The organism is Oceanobacillus caeni (genome assembly GCF_019037185.1).
GTDB lineage: Bacteria > Bacillota > Bacilli > Bacillales > Amphibacillaceae > Oceanobacillus > Oceanobacillus caeni.
The window spans coordinates 101,965-119,073 of sequence record NZ_JAHHXM010000002.1 but is presented as its reverse complement, the minus strand read 5'-3'; the positions used below and the strand labels follow the sequence as shown (position 1 = coordinate 119,073).

Sequence of the window (17,109 nt, the reverse complement as noted above, 5' to 3'; positions counted from 1 at the left end):
ATTGGGTAATGCTTAGGAGGGAGGAAGTCAGTTTGTCGGCTGATCAATCGGTATTTAGTTTTGAATTAAATGAAACTTTATATTTTGAAAAAGGACAGGAAATAGAAGAGTTACGTGGAATATCATTGGAACCTGAAATTACGATACAAACGAATGAAGATTATATTTCCATTAGAGGTGTAATAGAATTAACGGGAAATTATAAAAAAGCAACTACTATAGAAGATCGTTTAGAAGAATTCAATCATGAAGCGAAGAGGTATATAGAAAGTGTAGCTGATACGGATGACGAAAATGCAGAGTTCTCACATCGGTTTCCAGTAGAAATATCTGTGCCTACCTATCGTGTCGGTAATTTAGATGACGTAATGGTTAGTGTGCAGGCATTTGATTACGAAATACCTAAACAAACTCAACTTAAAATGTTTTCTACAATAGCTATACATGGTATTAATCAAGAAGCAGGAATTAGTAGAGTAGAAGATGATAGCGTGGAAGATACTTATCAAGAACCATTAGCTGATCAAGAAGATGTGTCAGGTATTTCAGACAAAGTGGTGGAAGAAGAACCTGTTTTATCGGAAAGAGAGGCAAAAGACACATTTGAATTTGAAATTAAACAAAAACAACAAGAGCAAGAGGAAGAACCTGAAATTGCAAGTAAAGCAGAAATACCTGCTTTAGAGGAAAATAGGGATGAAGACGGGCAAGCGGAAGAATCCGAAATCACAAGTGAAGCAGAAATACCTGCTTTAGAAGAAAATAGGGATGAAGACGGGCAAGCGGAAGAATCCGAAATTGCAAGTAAAGCAGAAATACCTGCTTTAGAAGAAAATAGAGATGAAGAGGAGCAAACAGAAGAACCCGAAATTGCAAGTAAAGCGGAAACTCCTACTTTAGAAGAAAATAGAGATGAAGAGGAGCAAACAGAAGAACCCGAAATTGCAAGTAAAGCGGAAACTCCTAATTTAGAAGAAAATAGAGATGAAGAGGAGCAAACAGAAGAATCCGAAATTGCAAGTAAAATAGAAACTCCTACTTTAGAAGAAAATAGAACGGAAGAGGAGCAAGCAGAAGAACCCGAGATTCCGAGTATAACGGAAACCCCTACTTTAAAAACAGATAGAGATGAAGAGGAACAAATAGAAGGGGTAGAGCCCGAAAAGCCTGTAGAAGAAGGAAGATGGTCATTTAAAACTCAGACGCAAACTTTAGCTGAATTCTTTAACAATCATAAAGAAGTCTCAAATACAGAATCATCCGAATTACAAAGCGAGAATGTTGAAGAAGAGGTGGAGGCTGAGTCCTTAGAAACAGAAGGTGAACATGAATCTAGAGATAAAGGGGACATTACTTACTTATCTGATATTTTCCGTAATTCAAGTGAAGAAGAATATACAAAAATGAGGCTTTGTATCGTTCAGAAAGACGACACAATAGAAACGATATCTGAACGGTTTAAAGTAAGTCCATTACAAATCATAAAACAAAATCAGTTAGAGGATGATTTTGATGTAGCCGAAGGACAGTTACTTTATATTCCTTCTAAAAAGTAAACTCTAATTAAAATGTGAACAGAGACACCCCTTGAAATTATTCAAGGGGTATCTAATTTTAGCAGATTCAAAAGTAAATATTAAAGTCAAGTATTCTATAAGGTGGTGGTATAATGACGGATAATATTAATAATGTACTTGCTGCGTATAATATCCATCCACTAAAGATCAATCAAGTAACATCTCAACTCTATTATATTAAAGATTATAATAAAGAATACGCATTAAAGAGAAGCGGTTTAACAGAAGACATGGTGAAACAATGGGAAACGATTTATCGATATTCAAACACCCAAAATCTTGATATGGTGCTACCAGTATATTTAACAAAAGAAGGTAATTTATATTATCGTCATGAACAATCCATATTTTATTTGTCTCCCTGGATTAATGATACAAATAGAGAAAGGGATACGAACTGGGTTTCTAGCTTCTATGAATCGTTGGCAAAATTACATTGGAAAACGAAACGGATTCAAAAAATAGATATAGAAACGGTTTCCAACCCATTTTTTTCTTTTCAAAACTATTGTAGGGAGATGAGAAAGCAATTACTCACATTTATTCACCAATTCGAAAAAAAGCAGTATATGTCTCCGTTTGAGCTGCTTGTCTGTACTCATTTTCGTGACATAGAATATGCATTTGTTGAAGTGGATAAACGAATTAATCGCTTTATAAATGACCATGAGGAAGATGAATTAACATGGAGTTCTTCGCTATGTCATCATAGATTAGACCATTCACATATTAAAAAATCATACTTTATTAACTGGGAATCTGCGCGTTTTGATCACCCTGTTATGGACCTGATCTTATTTTTCCAAAATGAAATTGGTAGTTTCAATCCTTCTACTGAGCTTTATATTGACAACTTTTCCTCCTACACAGATATTAATGAATTAACGTTACCAGAACTTCAATTTTTATCCATTTATTTACTTTCGCCAACGAATTATATACAAAGTATTAATGACTATGTGAGTGGTGTACGTAGTTTATCAATGATACAGCACGTAACAAACATTCAACATGAATACAGAAAAATTATTTTTGGATTACAATGGTCGGCGTTTATAGAGAAAGAATATGAAACGTTAGATTTAGATGATTTAGAAGTTTAAATCCACCGTAAATAAAAGCATATTAAAAGCCCGATTAAAATCCCTAATAATATTAAATCGAAAAAGGATGGAAAGAAAATTGTCCGAATGAGTTGAAAAAGTAAAATTGGCAATGTCACTCTTTCTAAAATAAAAATACATTTTCTTGCCCACGGTGGTAACTTATATCGATAATATCTACCCATTATAATCACCTCATTTTCCACAATAAATTGTTTATTATTTCCATGGGATAAGGGTAGTAAATACCCCACTAATGAAGAATCACTATATAATATGTATACTTACACCATATTTGTGAAAAAATAGGAATATATAATTTGACGAAAGATAAACTAAGCTATAAAATATGGATAATATATAGTATTAATCAAATGCAGTGATTGGGAAGAGTACAAAATAATACCTTCAGAGAGGGAAATCTAGTGCTGGAAATTTCCTAGGAATACTTATTTTGGAAGGTCGCCCATGATGCAGCTTCTTTGAACTTGCAGTAGAAGAAGCCGGTAATATGCCGTTATGTGAATGAAGTGTATTAATTCAATTTTTGGAATTAATAAACAAAGGTGGTACCGCGAAAATTAATCCTTTTCGTCCTTTTATGGATGGAAGGGTTTTTATTTTGCCACGAAAAGAAAGTAGAAACATTTAGTCCTACATAAGACAAAAAAGTATTAGGAGGTAATACTATGAGTGATAATGAATATTCAAATCTTCCACCAAAATATAATCCTCAGGAAGTAGAAAAAGGGCGCTACCAATTTTGGCTAGACGGTAAGTTCTTTGAAGCGACAAATGATCCGGAAAAAGAACCCTATTCTATTGTTATTCCACCACCAAATGTGACTGGGAAATTACATTTAGGACATGCTTGGGATACAACGATGCAGGATACAGTATCCCGAATGAAACGTATGCAAGGGTATGATGTATTGTGGTTACCGGGAATGGACCATGCGGGGATTGCTACCCAAGCAAAAGTAGAAGCTAAATTGAAAGAACAAGGAAGAAGTCGTTATGATTTAGGTAGGGAAAAATTCTTAGAACAAGCATGGGAGTGGAAAGAAGAGTATGCTGACTTTATCCGCTCGCAATGGGAAAAGCTTGGACTTGGCCTAGATTATTCCCGTGAACGCTTTACATTAGATGAAGGATTATCAGATGCGGTAAAAGAAGTATTTGTAAAATTATATGAAAAAGGGCTTATTTATCGTGGTGAATATATTATCAATTGGGACCCAACCACTCAAACGGCTCTATCCGATATTGAGGTAATCTATGAAGAAATACATGGTAAATTCTATCATATGAAATATCCGATAAAAGATAGTGATGAGACGATTGAAATAGCTACTACTCGTCCTGAAACAATGCTAGGGGATACAGCTGTTGCTGTCCATCCTAAAGATGATAGATATAAACATTTAATTGGTAAAACAGTCATTTTACCAATTGTGGGTAGAGAAATAGAAATAGTGGCTGATGAATATGTGGATATGGAGTTAGGTTCTGGGGCAGTTAAAATTACACCTGCGCATGACCCAAATGACTTTGAAATTGGTAATCGACATAATTTACAACGTATTCTCGTGATGAATGAAGATGGTTCCATGAATGAAAATGCTGGAAAATATCAAGGATTGGATCGATTTGAATGTAGGAAACAAATCGTGAAAGATCTTCAAGATATGGGAGTACTATTCAAAATTGAGGAACGTGTCCATCAAGTTGGTCACTCTGAACGTAGCGGAGCGGTTGTAGAGCCATACTTATCGACTCAATGGTTTGTTAAAATGCAACCATTAGCAGACGAAGTTATTGAATTGCAAAAAGATCAAGATAAAAAGGTGAATTTTGTACCCGAAAGATTTGAACGAACTTATCTAGGTTGGATGGAAAATATTCGTGATTGGTGTATTTCTCGTCAATTATGGTGGGGGCATCAAATTCCTGCTTGGTACCATAAAGAAACTGGCGAAGTGTATGTCGGAAAAGAAGCTCCAGCTGATATTGAAAATTGGAGACAAGACGAAGATGTGTTAGATACTTGGTTTTCATCAGCACTTTGGCCATTTTCTACAATGGGCTGGCCTAATGAAGAATCGGAAGACTTTAAACGTTACTTCCCAACGGATGTTCTTGTAACGGGATATGATATCATTTTCTTCTGGGTAGCACGGATGATATTTCAATCTAAAGAATTTACCGGAGAAAGACCATTTAAGGATGTTTTAATTCATGGATTAATTCGTGATGCAGAGGGTCGTAAAATGAGTAAATCCTTAGGTAATGGGGTTGACCCAATGGATGTTATCGATAAATATGGTGCAGATTCGTTGAGATACTTCTTATTAACCGGTTCGACACCAGGTCAAGATTTGCGCTTTTATTGGGAAAAAGTCGAATCTACATGGAATTTCGCGAATAAAGTTTGGAATGCTTCTAGGTTCTCTTTAATGAATATGGAAGGATTCACTTATGAAGATATTGATTTATCCGGTGAAAAATCACTTGCGGATAAATGGATATTAACAAGATTGAATGAAACAATCGAACATGTAACGAAGAATACAGATAAATATGAATTTGGTGAAGCTGGCCGTCACTTGTATAATTTCATTTGGGATGAATTCTGTGACTGGTATATCGAAATGGCAAAAATACCATTATATGGATCGGATGAAGAGAAGAAAAACACAACACGCTCTGTGTTGGCATATGTACTTGATCAAATCATGCGTATGCTTCATCCATTTATGCCATTTATTACCGAGGAAATTTGGCAAAAACTTCCTCATCAAGGGGATTCCATTACAGTAGCTAGTTGGCCAGAACCAAGAGAGGACTTTCATGATGAGCAAGCTTCAAACGAGATGAAACGACTAGTTGCCATCATTAAATCTGTTCGTAATATTCGTGCTGAAGTAGATACGCCAATGTCTAAATCCATTAAGATGCTAGTTGAAGCTAAGGATGAAAATATTTTAAGAGAATTAGAACAAAATAGAATGTACTTAGAACATTTCTGTAATCCTAGTGAATTGGTTATTGCTAAAGATATTGATGTACCTGAAAAAGCAATGACTGCGGTAGTTACAGGAGCAGAAATCTATTTACCGCTCGAAGGTTTAATTGATTTTGATAAAGAAATAAAACGTTTAGAGAAAGAACTTGAAAAATGGAATAAAGAAGTAGAGCGTGTTCAGAAGAAACTTGCTAATGAAGGATTTGTAAATAAAGCTCCACAAGCAGTAGTTGACGAAGAAAAACGGAAAGAGCAGGATTATTTGGATAAGCAAGCAAAAGTAAAAACGAGACTTGAGGAATTACAAAATTAATGAGAATAGGGAATAGCGGATGTACGCTATTCCCTATTCTTTTCGTTGTCCAGGAAATTATAAAATTTGTATGGCTGTGGCTCACTTAGATATAGAAATAACCACGTCCGGCTCCAGCGCCATTGTTCTATGTCGAAAAACAGTATATTATGACATACGATTATTTGCTAGGGTGACAACATTCGTCTTACTTTTTAATTGTACTATGCTAGAGTGGGATAAACGACTCTAGCATAGGAAAGGGATACCAATGGACAAGAAGAAGCAAATCATTATCAAAGAGAACGGAAAAGTAATCAAGCAATACCCAAAACAAAATATCAATTCTTCTAAGCGTGAATCAGCTGCTACCCTTCACGAGTCAGATGATGATCCGATAAAAACATTTGAAAGAAAATCAGTCCTAACAGAAGCAACGCCGCATAAGAAAACTAGTAAAAATCCTTTATTAAAATCGATTTTAACTGCGGTTGTTTCTGCTATATTAATTGGTGGTATTTTAAGTGTAATCATGTTTCAAGTATTAATCGACGTAAAAGACGGTATTAATAATCAAGATTCATCAAGTGTTCCCTCAGCTACCCAAGCAGATAATGATAAAGAAAAAACGAATGAAGATAATTCTGCGAACACTGCAGAAACATCAAATTTCACCTTAGAATCGTTACATGGTTTTGTTTTACAAGCAGGTGTTTTTTCAGAGAAAAAGAATGCGGAAAATTGGGCGAAAAATTTTTCGAATAGTGGTTTACCAGTTATGATTTGGAACCGAGATGGTCAGTATTTCCTATTATTAGGTATCGCTGAAACAAAGGCACAGGCAGAATCTATCGTAAGTCAGCTAGATGATAAGCATGACTTGTATATAAAAGAATGGGAAACGAAACAAGGAAATGTTGGTTTAACCAAAGATGAGCAGGAATGGCTATTAGCATTTCAACAAAAATGGGAAGATAATGTAAAGCAATCGGATAACATTTCCAAAGATAATTGGGCAGAATTACCAAAAGTCAATAGTTCTGACAAATTGGAGCCACTAGTTAATCGTATCGAACAATTGAAATCTGATTCCGGGTTAAAAGGGCAAAAATATTTACTAGATTTAATGTTTGAATATGAAAAAGTAATCAATAAAGCAGGCAGTTAATAAAGATTGTCTGTTTTTTTGTTTTAACAAATATAAATGGTTCAATTTTAAAAAAACCTTCCAGTTTTTTAGTTTCTCTATAGGTGTACAACTTCAAAATTTACTTTTTAGTAACTTGTATGAAACTCCGAAAGTCAAGTATCATGGTGACTATATACTTGTAAGGGGGTTTTAAAATGTCGGGACAGACTATTATGATTAAAGATGTGCCTAAAGAAGATCGCCCACGCGAACGTTTATTAAAGCATGGAGCAGGACATTTATCTAATCAAGAATTACTTGCCATCCTATTGGGTAGTGGTACGAAGGAAGAATCGGTAATAACATTGTCTAATAGGGTATTAATGCATTTTGAAGGATTGAAATTGTTAACTGATGCTACTATCGAAGAATTGATGGCAATAAAGGGAATAGGTGTAGCAAAAGGTGTACTGCTATTAGCTACAATAGAGTTGGGTAAAAGAATGAATCAATATAAACCAGATGACAAATATATTATTCGTTCCCCAGATGACGGAGCGGATTATATTATGGAAGAAATGAGAAGCCTAAAACAAGAGCACTTTGTTGTTTTATTTCTTAATACAAAAAATCAAGTCATTCATAGACAAACTATTTTTATCGGAAGTCTAAACGCTTCAATTGTTCACCCAAGAGAAGTATTCAGAGAAGCAGTAAAAAGATCCGCAGCCTCTATCATTGTAGCGCATAATCATCCCTCGGGGGACCCCTCACCGTCACAAGAAGATATCCATGTTACTAGAAGATTAGTTGAATCCGGAAAGATGATTGGTATAGAACTTTTAGATCACTTAATTATTGGAGATAGAAAATTTATATCATTAAAAGAAAAAGGGTATTTATAACTATCCAATTTAGAATTTTTTTCGTATAATTATATAGACTAAAAATGTAGCGCCTCTTTCGATGTTATATTGAATTTGGCGCTTCTTAAGATGTAATGACGGTTTTGCATGAAAAAACAGGAATGTTTGCATCTTCCAAATTTAATCGATATAGTTAATCTGTTATACGTTGATGAAGGAACCAGAGAGGAAGATATATTTGGGACAATTGAGCTTTTCACAGGATTTCGGAATTGATTTAGGTACTGCCAATACATTAGTTTTTGTGAAGGGAAAAGAGATAGTAGTTAGAGAGCCATCTGTCGTTGCAAAAAATAATGAAACTGGTGAGGTAGAGGCAGTTGGAATAGCTGCTAAAAATATGATTGGTCGTACACCAGGGAATATTTCTGTTATTCGCCCGATGAAGGATGGTGTTATTGCTGATTACGATACGACTTCTATAATGATGAAATATTACATAAAAAAAGCGATGAAAAATCGTTCGTTATTTGCTAGAAAGCCTAATGTTATGGTTTGTGTACCTTCTGGGATAACAATGGTTGAAGAACGGGCTGTAATAGATGCTACAAAACAAGCTGGTGCAAAAGAGGCCTTTCCAATTTCTGAACCTTTTGCAGCTGCAATTGGGTCTGGCTTACCGGTTTGGGAACCAACTGGCAGTATGATTGTTGATATTGGCGGAGGAACAACTGAGGTAGCGGTTATTTCGTTAGGTGGAATTGTAACTAGTCAATCCATCCGTGTAGCTGGAGATAATATGGACGAAGCAATTATTAATTATATACGTAAACAATATAGTTTATTAATTGGAGAAAGATCTGCAGAATCCATTAAGATGGAAATTGGATCTGCAAATAATCAGTTAGAAGATGCCGAACTAGATATAAGAGGACGAGATTTAATAACTGGTTTACCAAAGACTATAACAATTACTTCAAAAGAAATTGCGACATCCCTGAAAGATACAGTGGATTCCATTGTTGAAGCCGTGAAGGCAACATTGGAAACAACCCCACCTGAATTAGCCGCGGATATAATGGATCGTGGAATTGTTTTATCTGGTGGAGGTGCATTATTAAAAAACATAGACAAAGTAATAAGCGATGAGACTAAGATGCCAATATTTATTGCGGAAAATCCTTTAGATAGTGTGGCAATTGGTACGGGAAAATCTTTAGAGTTTATGAAGCATTTTCGTTCCCATCCAAATGTATCTTCTCGTCCATCTACAAATTAAGAGGGTGTAGTAATGCCATTTTTTAGAAATAAACGTTTATTAATTTTTTTAATTGGATTTATTGTGCTAGTAGCATTAATTGGGTATTCCTTAAGAGATAGGGAAAATGTTACGATTGCTGAACAAATTATTAATGATACCGTAGGATGGGTTCAAAACATTGTTCATGTACCAGTAACATTTTTCACCAACATATTTACTAATATTGATGATATTAAAAATACGTATAGTGAAAACCAAGTATTAAGAGAGCAATTGGGAGAGTATAAAGGTTTAATTTATGAAGTTCAAGAGTTAAAAGATGAAAATAAAGAACTAAGAGATCAACTTGAATTAACGGAATCCGATTTATTAAGGGACTTTCGTACAATTCCGGCCATCGTTATTTCAAGATCTCCGGAACGCTGGTTAGACGAGGTTACTATCAACAGAGGAAAACAACATGGAGTTAGGAAAAACATGGTTGTAAGAACTGCTGAAGGAATGGTTGGAAAAATTCAAACCGTACAGCAATACACATCGAAAGTGCAATTATTAACTGGGTTTGACCAATTTAACCGTATATCCGCCATGATCTCCCGTGACAAAGGTAAAGATATTTTTGGGATGGTTGAAGGGTTCGATAAGGAGACAGGCACTTTAATGTTCCGAATTATTAAAGAGTCAGACAAAAATATTAAAAAAGATGAACTTGTCGTTTCTTCCGGTATGGGGGGAGTATTCCCAGCGGGTATTGTCATTGGAAAAGTAAAAGACGTAGTACCAGATAAATATGGATTAACTAGAACAGCATTAGTGGAACCAGCTGCTGATTTATATGATATTAACCATGTGATGGTATTAGACCGTGATGCAACAGAAACAGATGTTGGAGAGGAGGAAGAGGAATGAAACGAATATATATCCTTTTATTCCTCTTTCTGTTTCTTATTTTAGAAGGTGTGGCTATAAACTTTCTACCATCTAGTATTGTGTTAGGTGATAAAATGTTTGTACCACATTGGATTTTAATCGTTTTAATCTTAATAGAGATGTTCTTTGATAGAGGAAATTCCTATAATGCTCTTATTTATGCACTCATATTCGGCTTATTAATAGACATTGTTTATACTGGTATTTTAGGTGTATACATGTTTTCCTATGGTATAGTTATATATATGGTTCATGTTTCTAAAAAATTCCTTCATGGAAATTTTTTCGTAACTCTTCTATTCAGTATTCTTGGACTTGTTGTTAGTGACTTATTAATTACATTTATTTATGATTTAGTTGGGGTTATTACGTTCAGCTGGCAGCATTACTGGTTGAACCGTTTACTTCCAACGGTACTTTTGAATATAGTATTCTTTATTATAATATATTTCTTGTTAGTTAAAAGGTTTAATAAATGGGGAAGTGAATTAAGCTGGGATTAGTTTGATAGATATATTTATCCGCCAAAATAGATAGGCAAATGGCTAGGATTAATGAGGTGAACTTATTGTGCAAGATAAGAAACAATTAATCACAATAAAAGGAACGAGGGAAGGGCTAACTCTTTTTATTGACGAAACATGTTCTTTTAGTGAAGCCATTAAGGAGCTTCATGAGAAAATAAAAAAAAATAAACCAAAAAAAGAGGATCCCATTGTATCTGTTAAAATTAAATTAGGTAACCGTTATTTACAAGATGATCAAGATAGACAACTCAGTGAAATTATAAATGAGGTTAATGGTTTTCAAATTGATTCCATTGAATCCGAGGTAATTAGAAAAGAAGATGCTTTAAAATGGAAAGAAGATAGTGAAATAAAAGTTATTAATCGTATCGTTCGATCGGGTCAAGAATTAGAGGTAAAAGGTGATTTACTCTTAATTGGTGATGTTAATCCTGGAGGGAAGGTAATTTCGACTGGAAATATCTATATCATGGGGAGTTTATTTGGAATTGCTCATGCAGGTGTAGAAGGCGATCGTAACTCTTGTATCGTAGCTTCTTATATGAAACCGTCGCAGCTTAGAATAGCTGACTATATTAGTCGGGCTCCTGACTATGAATCCGAGGGCGTGTATATGGAGTGTGGTCTTGTAGATGAGGAACAAGACAAGATCATCATTGACAGGCTGCAAATTCTTTTACATAAGAGTAAAGAATTGGGCAGATTTGAAAGGAGAGTACAGAATGGGTGAAGCAATCGTTATTACCTCTGGCAAGGGCGGTGTTGGTAAAACTACTACATCGGCTAATATAGGAACAGCTCTAGCTTTAATGGAGAAAAAAGTGTGTTTAATAGATACGGATATTGGCTTAAGAAATCTTGATGTTATTATGGGATTAGAAAATCGCATCATCTATGATATCGTCGATGTTATAGAAGAACGTTGTAAATTAAAGCAAGCACTTATTAAGGATAAGCGTTTTGATTATTTATCATTGCTTCCTGCTGCGCAAACTAGTGATAAGTCAGCTGTTACACAAGAAGGAATGAAAAAGATAATAGCGGAATTAAAACAAGAGTATGATTACATAATTATTGATTGTCCTGCTGGTATAGAGCAAGGATTTCAAAATGCTGTTGCAGGAGCTGATCGAGCAATAGTTGTTACAACACCAGAGAAATCTAGCGTTAGGGATGCCGACCGGATTATTGGTTTACTAGAAAAAGAGGAAATGAAGGATTCGCCAAGGCTCATTATCAATCGTATTCGGAACCATATGGTGAAATCTGGTGACATGATTGATATTGATGATATAGTTCAATTACTTTCTATTGATTTAATTGGTATTGTTGTAGATGATGAAGAAGTTATTAAAGCATCCAATAGAGGGGAACCGGTTGCTTTAACCCCAAATAGGAAGGCATCCATAGCTTACCGTAATATTGCACGTAGAATTTTAGGGGAAACAGTCCCATTACAATCATTAGAAAATGAAAAAGGTATGTTTCAAAAAGTGAAGAAATTTTTTGGAATAAGATCCTAATTTAAAGGATGTAATGAATACTTTCATTGCATCTTTTTTATTTTTTCTTCATATGTCCTTTAAAGTCACATATACTTGTACAAATGTTTATGAAGGATAGTGAGGCTTATGGATAGAGGAGTAAAGAAAGTTAGAAAGGCAATTGAAAAACGTAAGAAGTTAAGGGGTTCGATTTCAAAAGGAAGTGATATGAAAAAGATTTATCCAGCATTTCCGCAAGACGAAGAAAAGCATGGTTTTTATCCTTTCTTTTCAGAAGAAGTAAGTCCATCGGAAAAAAAGGGAACCTTGGTGACTGGTTTTATTTTAAAGGGAATGTTGTCTGTTATGTTATTTTTAGGAGTAGCATTGCTTCAAAACACGGATTCCGAAGCTCTTGATGCGCCTAAACAATGGACAAGCGGTGCTCTTACAAAGGAATTTCCTTTTGCACAAGTAAATGAATGGTATCGTGATACATTTGGAAACCCTTTAGCTTTTTCACCAGAATTACCCCCGCAAACGCAAGCAGCGGAAACAATGGCGCTTCCAGTTAGTGGGAATATAACAGAGTCATTTCATGTAAACGGGAAAGGAATAAAAATTGCTCCAGAAGAAACAACGGAGGTTTCCGCATTACGTGATGGAATTGTCATATTTGCTGGAAAAGATAAAGAAACTGAGAAAACCGTGATTGTACAGCATGCAGATGGAACTACATCTAGTTATGGTTATTTAAGTGATATTGATGTTCATTTATACCAATTCGTTGTAAACAATCAACCATTGGGAACATTTCAGCCATCTAGTGATAATGAAATGGTTTATTTTTCAATCGAAAAGGATAATAAATTTATTGATCCAGTCCAGGTGATTCAGGTTGATGAAAAGCCTTAATATTTTACCTAAAATTCATTTACACCCTATATTAATTATTTTCATTATCATTTCTGTTATCACTGGAACATTTATCGATTTGTCTATTATTTTATCCATCGTTTTTATTCATGAGCTGGGCCACTTTTTGATGGCAAGGCATTTTAAATGGCGAATACGGGGAATCATGTTGTGGGTTTTTGGAGGGGTATTGGATACAGATGAACACGGCAATCGTTCTATAAAAGAAGAAGCACTTGTAACGGTAGCGGGGCCATTTCAGCACGTAATCATACACCTGCTTTTATTTTTTTTAGCCTTTACCCCATTAGTGCCAGAAAATATCATGGATACAGCAATCCATTATAATTCTATCATTCTATTGTTTAACTTAATACCGATATGGCCTTTGGATGGTGGTAAATTATTAATGTTAATCCTATCTAAATATTTACCATATAAGAAGGCTTATGAAACCACTATCATTTCATCCATCATATTAAGTATCGTTTTCCTAATCCTACAACTCGTCTTTTTTCCATTTACTTTAAGTACAATGATGATCATGCTTTTTTTAATAGTGGAAAATTGGAAAGACTGGAAACAGAGATATTTTGTATTTATTCGTTTTTTGTTGAATCGATATGAGGGCTCTTCACATGTTGCAAAGGTTGAACCTATAAAAGTACCATCCGATTTGAAATTGATGGATGTATTTTCCAAATTTAGAAGGGAAATCAAACATTCCATCTATATCAACTTTGCAAATAGTGATAGAATTGTTGTAGATGAAACGGACTGTCTGTACTCTTATTTTAATGATAAACAATATAATAGCCAGATTGGGGAAGTCTTTGTCACGTCTTAACTGGCTAAATGAAGTTATACAGTATAGCCAACTTCTTCTTGACAAGAAACTCTATAGATGATAACATCAATATGTTATTTATCGTAGCACCAGTGCTACAACCGCACAGAATAGGTGATAAAACTACTAGTTAGTACCTAAATGGCGAGTCTGAGTAATTGAGGAGGTGCAATTATGTACGCAATTATCGAAACAGGTGGTAAACAATTCAAGGTTGAAGAAGGCCAAGCAATTTATGTAGAAAAGCTTGCTGCAGGTGAAAATGAATCTGTAACTTTTGATAAAGTTCTTTTCGTAGGTGGAGATGACGCTAAAGTCGGAGCTCCTTTCGTTGAAGGTGCTACTGTTACGGCTAAAGTTGAAAAACATGGTCGACAAAAGAAAATTTCAGTAATTAAATTCAAACCTAAGAAAAACTATCATCGTAAACAAGGTCATCGTCAACCATATACTAAATTAGTAATCGAAAAAATTAATGCATAAGGATATAAGTGTATGATTCAAGTTACTGTATATCGGCTAAAAAATCAAATAAATGCATTTGAACTTTCTGGACATGCTGGAAGTGGTCCATATGGATTTGATCTGGTGTGCGCAGGAGTTTCAGCAGTTTCATTTGGTGCTGTTAATGCAGTAATGGAATTGTGTGAATTGGAATTAGGAATTGAACAAGGCTCAGAAGGTGGTTATTTATATGTAACCATACCGGATGAACTTGACTCTTCTATTATGAACAAAGTACAACTTCTCTTCGAAGGGATGCTTATTTCCTTAAAGACTATTGAGCAAGATTATGGTGATTTCATTCAAATAAAAGAGGAGGTGGAATAAATGCTACGTTTAGACTTACAGTTTTTCGCAACGAAAAAGGGTGTTGGTAGTTCTAAGAACGGTCGTGACTCTGAAGCAAAACGCCTTGGTGCAAAACGTGCTGATGGTCAATTCGTAACTGGTGGTTCAATTTTATACCGTCAACGCGGTACAAAAATTTACCCTGGTGAGAATGTAGGCCGCGGTGGGGATGATACACTTTTTGCTAAAGTTGATGGTGTTGTAAAATTCGAACGCTATGGTCGTGATCGCAAAAAGGTTAGTGTTTATCCAGCCGTATAAGAAGCGTAAAAAAATAAAACTCCAGCCAAATTGTTGGTTGGAGTTTTTTGTTGGTTTAGGAAATTATAAAATTTATGCATGTGGATAATTATTCAGAAAAGGCCACGTCCGGCTCCAGCGCCTTTGTTCTTTCAATTGCTTTTTGAACAAACTCTTCATGTTAATTCTCTTCATTTTCTGCTATACTTTCATCATGGTGGGGGGAGAGAAAATGAAAGATCTTGAAGTTATACAACTGCTTCAGCATTATCGACACGATTTACTGAATCAACTTCAACTTGTTCAAGGTTACTTATCTATGGGGAAAACCAATAAAGTAGAAGAAAAGTTGGAGGAGTTATTTTCGCTCTTAAACGAGGAAAGAAAACTAACAATATTGCAAACACCAAAATTTGCATTATGGCTTATTCAATTTAATCACATTTACAAAAACTTTCGAATTACATATACAATTGATATTGAAAATCAAAACCTTGAACATCTCGATGAAATTTTATTAACAGAATGTAAAGAGTTCATGGAATACATGAAGAAAATTTCTGATGGGGATCAGTTATATGAAATGGAATTAACCATAAAAGAAACAGAAGATAAACAAAGTATTGAAACTTGCTTTTTTATTGATGGTCTTGTGAATAAGTCTCATACTTTGGATATTAATGAAGAAAATAATAAAGGAAGCATATATGAAACTGAAGATGGAATAGTAAGACGATTTATTACTCCAAAGATATAGTGAGGTGAGTCTGAATGTTTGTAGATCAGGTACGAGTATACGTAAAAGCTGGTGATGGAGGGAACGGCCTTGTCGCCTACCGCAGAGAAAAATATGTACCAAAAGGCGGCCCAGCTGGTGGTGATGGAGGAAATGGTGCTGATATTATATTTGAAGTAGATGAAGGGCTTAACACATTGATGGACTTCCGATATAACCGCCATTTCAAGGGTAAACGTGGGGAAAATGGTATGAGTAAGAATCAGCACGGAAAAAATGCTGAACCATTAGTTATTCCTGTTCCACCAGGTACTACTGTTATGGATGAAGATACAGAAGAAGTGATTGCCGATCTAACTACACAAGGTCAAAGAGCGATAATTGTACATGGTGGTCGTGGTGGTCGAGGAAACTCAAGGTTTGCTACACCGAGAAATCCTGCTCCAGACTTTGCAGAAAATGGTGAGCCAGGGGAAGAACGAAACATAAAAGTAGAGTTAAAAGTAATTGCGGATGTTGGGCTTGTTGGTTTCCCAAGTGTAGGGAAGTCAACATTTATTTCTGTAGTTAGTGCTGCAAAACCCAAAATTGCAGATTATCATTTTACAACGCTATCACCAAATTTAGGGGTTGTTGATACCGAAGACCATCGTAGTTTTGTCATGGCAGATTTACCGGGGTTGATTGAGGGTGCGCATGCGGGTGTTGGTTTAGGACATCAATTTCTTCGTCATGTAGAACGTACGAGATTAATCGTACATGTTATAGACATGGCTAGTATGGAAGGAAGAGATCCGTACGAAGATTATGTGAAAATAAATAATGAATTAAAAGAATACGATCCTAGTTTGTTAAAGCGTCCGCAAATTATTGCGGCAAACAAAATGGACATGCCAAGTGCAAAAGAAAACCTTGTTGAATTTAAGGGTAAATTAAACGAAGATATACCGATTTTTGAAATCTCTGCATTGACCAAAGAAGGCCTTCGGGAAATACTCTTTGCAATTGCAGATAAATTAGACTCGATACCGAAAGTTTCAACTGAGTTGGAAGAGACAGATAAAGAAGTTGTTTATCGATATCAAAAAGAAGAAGAACCTTTTCAAATTTCTAGAGATGACGACGGTGCATTTGTACTATCCGGTGCAAAAATAGAAAAACTCTTTAAGATGACAGATTTTGCAAGAGATGAAGCAATACAACGTTTTTCACGTCAGCTACGAACAATGGGAGTAGATGATGCCCTTAGAAAACGTGGTGCTAAAGATGGTGATACGATACGTCTATTAGATTTTGAATTTGAATTTATAGAATAAATAGAGGTT

Annotated in this window: 17 protein-coding genes and 2 other annotated features; all 17 genes read left to right on the top strand. The window is 35.1% G+C overall.

Annotated features, from left to right (window positions below; translation table 11 throughout):
• The first annotated feature begins 32 nt into the window (after positions 1-32).
• The 17 genes from KM885_RS02010 (at position 33) to obgE (ending at position 17,100) form a co-directional block, all read left to right on the top strand.
• Positions 33-1,556: a LysM peptidoglycan-binding domain-containing protein gene (locus KM885_RS02010; protein ID WP_216883481.1), complete on the top strand. Its 1,524-nt coding sequence runs from the start codon at positions 33-35 to the stop codon at positions 1,554-1,556.
• Between the two features lie 113 nt (positions 1,557-1,669).
• Complete coding sequence (locus tag KM885_RS02005) at positions 1,670-2,680, top strand: protein kinase family protein (RefSeq protein WP_216883480.1); 1,011 nt, start codon at positions 1,670-1,672, stop codon at positions 2,678-2,680.
• A 370-nt stretch (positions 2,681-3,050) separates the two neighbouring features.
• Positions 3,051-3,282, top strand: a binding site (T-box leader).
• A gap of 87 nt (positions 3,283-3,369) precedes the next feature.
• Positions 3,370-6,018, top strand: a complete 2,649-nt coding sequence (locus tag KM885_RS02000) for a valine--tRNA ligase (RefSeq protein WP_047183711.1) — start codon at positions 3,370-3,372, stop codon at positions 6,016-6,018.
• 250 nt (positions 6,019-6,268) lie between these two features.
• A complete protein-coding gene (locus tag KM885_RS01995) occupies positions 6,269-7,165 on the top strand; it encodes an SPOR domain-containing protein (protein WP_060667948.1) in 897 nt (298 codons plus the stop codon).
• A gap of 176 nt (positions 7,166-7,341) precedes the next feature.
• Positions 7,342-8,031: a RadC family protein gene (gene radC / locus KM885_RS01990; RefSeq protein ID WP_047183713.1), complete on the top strand. Its 690-nt coding sequence runs from the start codon at positions 7,342-7,344 to the stop codon at positions 8,029-8,031.
• Positions 8,032-8,230: 199 nt separating this feature from the next.
• Entirely contained in the window at positions 8,231-9,271 is a 1,041-nt protein-coding gene (locus KM885_RS01985; protein WP_047183714.1) for a rod shape-determining protein, read from the top strand.
• 12 nt (positions 9,272-9,283) lie between these two features.
• Positions 9,284-10,162, top strand: a complete 879-nt coding sequence (gene mreC / locus KM885_RS01980) for a rod shape-determining protein MreC (protein ID WP_047183715.1) — start codon at positions 9,284-9,286, stop codon at positions 10,160-10,162.
• Positions 10,159-10,686: a rod shape-determining protein MreD gene (gene mreD, locus KM885_RS01975; protein ID WP_047183716.1), complete on the top strand. Its 528-nt coding sequence runs from the start codon at positions 10,159-10,161 to the stop codon at positions 10,684-10,686. The genes mreC and mreD overlap by 4 nt, the downstream gene beginning before the upstream one ends.
• 67 nt (positions 10,687-10,753) lie before the next feature.
• The gene (gene minC / locus KM885_RS01970) at positions 10,754-11,440 is read left to right on the top strand and encodes a septum site-determining protein MinC (protein ID WP_047183717.1); all 687 of its coding nucleotides are present in this window, start codon (positions 10,754-10,756) and stop codon (positions 11,438-11,440) included.
• Positions 11,433-12,233, top strand: a complete 801-nt coding sequence (gene minD, locus KM885_RS01965; RefSeq protein ID WP_047183718.1) for a septum site-determining protein MinD — start codon at positions 11,433-11,435, stop codon at positions 12,231-12,233. Before minC ends, minD begins: the two co-directional genes overlap by 8 nt.
• 108 nt (positions 12,234-12,341) lie before the next feature.
• Positions 12,342-13,109, top strand: coding sequence for a M23 family metallopeptidase (locus KM885_RS01960; protein WP_047183719.1), 768 nt, complete (start codon positions 12,342-12,344; stop codon positions 13,107-13,109).
• A complete protein-coding gene (locus KM885_RS01955; protein ID WP_047183720.1) occupies positions 13,096-13,956 on the top strand; it encodes a site-2 protease family protein in 861 nt (286 codons plus the stop codon). The genes KM885_RS01960 and KM885_RS01955 overlap by 14 nt, the downstream gene beginning before the upstream one ends.
• Before the next feature lie 89 nt (positions 13,957-14,045).
• Positions 14,046-14,118, top strand: a sequence feature (ribosomal protein L21 leader region).
• Between the two features lie 12 nt (positions 14,119-14,130).
• Complete coding sequence (gene rplU, locus KM885_RS01950) at positions 14,131-14,439, top strand: 50S ribosomal protein L21 (protein WP_047183721.1); 309 nt, start codon at positions 14,131-14,133, stop codon at positions 14,437-14,439.
• Between the two features lie 12 nt (positions 14,440-14,451).
• On the top strand, positions 14,452-14,787 hold the full coding sequence (locus KM885_RS01945; protein ID WP_047183722.1) for a ribosomal-processing cysteine protease Prp: 336 nt from the start codon (positions 14,452-14,454) through the stop codon (positions 14,785-14,787).
• Positions 14,788-15,069, top strand: coding sequence for a 50S ribosomal protein L27 (rpmA, locus tag KM885_RS01940; protein ID WP_047183723.1), 282 nt, complete (start codon positions 14,788-14,790; stop codon positions 15,067-15,069). It begins immediately after the preceding gene.
• Positions 15,070-15,280: 211 nt separating this feature from the next.
• A complete protein-coding gene (locus tag KM885_RS01935) occupies positions 15,281-15,805 on the top strand; it encodes a Spo0B domain-containing protein (RefSeq protein ID WP_060667947.1) in 525 nt (174 codons plus the stop codon).
• A gap of 14 nt (positions 15,806-15,819) precedes the next feature.
• On the top strand, positions 15,820-17,100 hold the full coding sequence (gene obgE / locus KM885_RS01930) for a GTPase ObgE (protein ID WP_047183725.1): 1,281 nt from the start codon (positions 15,820-15,822) through the stop codon (positions 17,098-17,100).
• Positions 17,101-17,109: the final 9 nt, after the last annotated feature.

Bases quoted from the DNA above. Each gene is read 5' to 3' on its own strand.
- KM885_RS02005 (WP_216883480.1), top strand. From the start codon at position 1,670: ATGACGGATAATATTAATAATGTACTTGCTGCGTATAATATCCATCCA.
- KM885_RS02000 (WP_047183711.1), top strand. From the start codon at position 3,370: ATGAGTGATAATGAATATTCAAATCTTCCACCAAAATATAATCCTCAG.
- KM885_RS01995 (WP_060667948.1), top strand. From the start codon at position 6,269: ATGGACAAGAAGAAGCAAATCATTATCAAAGAGAACGGAAAAGTAATC.
- radC (WP_047183713.1), top strand. From the start codon at position 7,342: ATGTCGGGACAGACTATTATGATTAAAGATGTGCCTAAAGAAGATCGC.
- mreC (WP_047183715.1), top strand. From the start codon at position 9,284: ATGCCATTTTTTAGAAATAAACGTTTATTAATTTTTTTAATTGGATTT.
- mreD (WP_047183716.1), top strand. From the start codon at position 10,159: ATGAAACGAATATATATCCTTTTATTCCTCTTTCTGTTTCTTATTTTA.
- minD (WP_047183718.1), top strand. From the start codon at position 11,433: ATGGGTGAAGCAATCGTTATTACCTCTGGCAAGGGCGGTGTTGGTAAA.
- KM885_RS01960 (WP_047183719.1), top strand. From the start codon at position 12,342: ATGGATAGAGGAGTAAAGAAAGTTAGAAAGGCAATTGAAAAACGTAAG.
- KM885_RS01955 (WP_047183720.1), top strand. From the start codon at position 13,096: ATGAAAAGCCTTAATATTTTACCTAAAATTCATTTACACCCTATATTA.
- rplU (WP_047183721.1), top strand. From the start codon at position 14,131: ATGTACGCAATTATCGAAACAGGTGGTAAACAATTCAAGGTTGAAGAA.
- KM885_RS01945 (WP_047183722.1), top strand. From the start codon at position 14,452: ATGATTCAAGTTACTGTATATCGGCTAAAAAATCAAATAAATGCATTT.
- rpmA (WP_047183723.1), top strand. From the start codon at position 14,788: ATGCTACGTTTAGACTTACAGTTTTTCGCAACGAAAAAGGGTGTTGGT.
- KM885_RS01935 (WP_060667947.1), top strand. From the start codon at position 15,281: ATGAAAGATCTTGAAGTTATACAACTGCTTCAGCATTATCGACACGAT.
- obgE (WP_047183725.1), top strand. From the start codon at position 15,820: ATGTTTGTAGATCAGGTACGAGTATACGTAAAAGCTGGTGATGGAGGG.